A 3,511-nucleotide genomic window follows, 5' to 3' on the forward strand; every position below is an offset into this window, starting at 1 on the left:
ACACGGGCCGCGTGCAGAACCTGCCTGGCGGCTACCTGGGTGGCTGGGTGGGCGACTCGGTCAACCCGGGCCACGTGCAGCGCCAGCTGGTGGCCAATGGCGAGGTCCTGGCCCGCTACGGCGACGCGCCGGACAGCGAGAACCCGCCGAACCCAGGAGACATCCCGAAGTATGTGGACACGGCCGAGTTCCGGCTGAACGCGGCGCCGCTCAAACTCAAAGGCGCGAACCTGGACGCCATCGCCTACACGGTGGTGGGCGGGGAGACGCTCAAAGACATCGCGCGCAACGTGCTGGGTGATGCCAAGCTGTGGTGGCGCATCGCGGAGGCCAATGGCCTGGCGGTGTCGGGCGACGGGCAGCTGGCAGCGGGGCAGACGCTGAGCGTGCCCAAGCTGGCGCTGAACGCGAACAACGTGGACACGTTCCAGCCGTACGACCCGAGCCGGGTGACGGGGAGCATGGATCCGAATCTGCCGGCGCCTGCGGGGCAGGGCGGGGGTGGGTGTGGTGGACTGGGCAAGATCATCATGACGGTGGTGACCGTCGTGGTGGCGGCCTACACCGGCGGCATCGGCGGGGCCATGCTGGGCAACCTCTCGGGCCAAGTGGTCGGCAACGTTCTTGGCGTGCAGGACGGCATCAACTGGAAGAGCGTGGCGTTGTCCGGCGTGAGCGCGGGAATCACGGCTGGACTGGAAGGGATTCCATTTTTCCAGGGTGCCGATTGGTCAAGCATTGCTTTGCGTGCGGGCACGGCCAACTTGCTGACGCAAGGCGTAGGGGTTGCCACAGGGTTGCAAAAGAGCTTTGACTGGCGCGGTGTGGCAGCAAGCGCGGCAGGTGCCGTCGTGGGCAGTGCGGCTGGTGCCGCTCTAAGGGACGCTGACGTGTTCTCTAGCTGGGGCGCAACGGCAGGGGCGGTGGCCCGAGGCACGCTCAGTGGCATGGCAGCAGGTTTGACGACTGCGGTGGCCAGAGGTGGTCGAGTGAGCATCCAGCAGGTGGCGACCGATGCGTTTGGCAATGCGCTGGGCAATGGTCTTGCGTATCCTGTTACACCGCAGGACTCCTTGTACAGCCTCGCGTCTGGGGGCAGCGGCGGACAAGGTTTGCAAGCGCCTTCGGGCTGGGGAACCCCTCAAAGCTGGAGCTCAGGCTATGACGAATTTCTGAGTGCATTCAGCAACCCATCTCAGATGGCGGTTGGCAGCGGAGTGCAAATAGCCAACAGCACGGTCGCTGGCGTCATTCTTGACAGCGGTGCCCCTGCTGGGTTGCCTCATGTGAATCTTCCAAGTGCCAACTTCATGCCGGTTCTGCCGGAGGTAACGGTCAGAGCCAGCGATCAACCAGACACCTGGCAACCTGAAGTGACTGTCAAAGACACTCGCGAACTCATGACGGTGGAGGATCTTCGGCGATCTGAGTTGGAGTACCGAAATCGGACGGAAACGCTCAGTGAGTTCGACCGAAATATTGCCCGGGCTCAAGGTTTGTACGACGCGGGAGCAGGCATGTTGGAATCCGCGGCCTATAGTTTTGGCGTCGTCGGCACCCAAGAACGCCGCGCCCAATGGGCGATGCAGACTGCGGCTGCCACGGTGCAAGGAGTCACACGGCTCTGGAACGAACCGAGCGCCGTTTTCAACGAATGGAAAAGTAACTACTTCGGCAATGATCCGGCACAGATTCGCCAAGCATCGGCTCAGGCTACAGGCGTGGGACTGGGTGTTGTCAGCGGGCTGCGTGGAGCCAGAAACATAGTGGTTCGGGCGGCGGAAATGCCAGGGCCCATGGCTGGAAGCCGGGCTGCGCAGTTGGGCGGCGTCAAAATCGGGGGAGAAGCGCCTAGCAAGGCGCTGACCACTGAAGCGCGGGCAGTTGGTAGTGCGGGCGCTGCCGCCAAGATTGGAGTGCCAGCTACTCGTTCGGCGAATCCGCTCAGTCCTGTGCTTGAGTACGACGCCTACGGCAATGAGATTTACTACCGTTCTATGAAAGAGTCGCACTTCACGACGTTGGCTGAGGACGGCGTGCTTACAGGCACTGGTGAAACTTCACTGGCTCCGCTCGAAGCGTACTCAGCTGGATATGATGGAGCGCTGGTGCGACTCACTGTCAAGCCTGGTACTTCTGCGCAGCTTCAAAACATCGGCATTGCTGCTAACCAACCCGCAGCTTCCGCATTCCCTGGCATGTCGACCAGAACCGGTCCCTGGAATCAAACAAGCGCTCGCTTCAAAGTGGAGGCAACAGGCGTCATGAACATCAACGATGGGCTCGGCATCATGAATACCCAGCTTGGGAAGGGTAATGCGCTAAATGTTTTCAATCAGAACCTCCTGGACTTTGAGCGTTTGAACTAAGGTGGTAGCCATGTACATCAACAACGTCCAAGGAAAGCGAGTCTATGAACTGGCGACCGAACTTGCCGCCAATCCGGCACGCGTTGCCAAGGCCCAGGCTTTGACACTAAACGCGGACAAGCCGCTGATGGGACTGCTTGGTGATCATGGTCTCTTTGGCTCAAGAGAATGGTGGCAAAGCATTAACGAAGGGCGAATTGAAGTCCGTGTTTACAAAGGCACTATCACTCGCTTGTATATCGCGGGTCAGGACGCCGATGAAGACCAAGTAAAGGACTTTGAGTACTTTTGCGATGACGAGAGCGTTAGGCGCGCAAGCTGTGTTGCTCATAGTGACATTGACCTAGCGCTGTATCGCGAGGGCGCGACTGTTGCGCTGGCATACGCTTTGGACAAGCTCAAGAAGCAGCCTGCGAAAGATGGCGGTGTCAACTTCACCGATGTGCTGCTTGAGGTGGTGATTGCGTAGCTTGGCAGTACTGCGAATCGCAGAAAACCGGAAGTCCCGGCGTCGCGCTTGCAAGGTCATTTCCGAGGGAGTTGCTGATTGCAGGGCCCTTGAAACGGCGTTGAGCGTGCCGAAAAATTGCTCGATCCTTTAGTTCAGGCATCAAATCGGCCTCACGCCATAGAAGTTCATGCCTCGAATGCTATTTAGTTGATAGCAATGACTTGTGACTTGATCGCGCGGGATGCGGCGGTGAGCGCGCCGGGGCGCTTGCCCTGAAGGGCATCTAGGGTACGTGCTGCTGTCCTCCGGGGTGCTGGACAACGTGGTGTACCAGGACAACCATCTGGTGTACGACGCGCAGAACCGGCTGCGTGCGGTGTTCGACAGCCGCGCGGATGTGCGCATCACATACGACCTTGCGGGCAACCTCCTGGGCAACCGGCAAGTGAGCGATGGCAACCAGGGCAACGCCACCACCACGAGGTACGACTACCAATCCCTGAACGGCAGCTACCAGCAGACCGGCTCGAGCGCCACACGCGGTGGCACGAGTGCCACCACGCGGACCTGGCGCGATGCCAATGGCTTCGTGAGCAACATCGAGCAGACCACCGGTGTGGCCGACGAGCGGTTCAACCGCGCCTTCGTGAACGACGTGCAGGGCAACGCCGTGTACGTGAACCAGGGCGCG

General features: G+C 60.4%; 3 protein-coding genes. All 3 read left to right on the forward strand.

The genetic code is table 11. From position 1 onward, the window contains the following. Positions 1-2,369: LysM peptidoglycan-binding domain-containing protein (locus tag AC27IO_RS21910; protein ID WP_498740739.1), on the forward strand; the 2,369-nt coding region annotated here is incomplete at its 5' end. Positions 2,370-2,379: 10 nt separating this feature from the next. Continuing rightward, a complete protein-coding gene (locus tag AC27IO_RS21915; protein WP_498740740.1) occupies positions 2,380-2,838 on the forward strand; it encodes an immunity protein RhsI2 family protein in 459 nt (152 codons plus the stop codon). Positions 2,839-3,112: 274 nt separating this feature from the next. After that, positions 3,113-3,511 (forward strand): hypothetical protein (locus tag AC27IO_RS21920; RefSeq protein WP_498740742.1); only part of this gene is annotated, 399 nt, incomplete at its 3' end.

Source organism: Acidovorax sp. KNOB132 (assembly GCF_057541515.1).

Excerpts from the sequence above, each read along its gene's own strand:
- AC27IO_RS21915 (WP_498740740.1), top strand. The coding sequence starts at position 2,380 with ATGTACATCAACAACGTCCAAGGAAAGCGAGTCTATGAACTGGCGACC.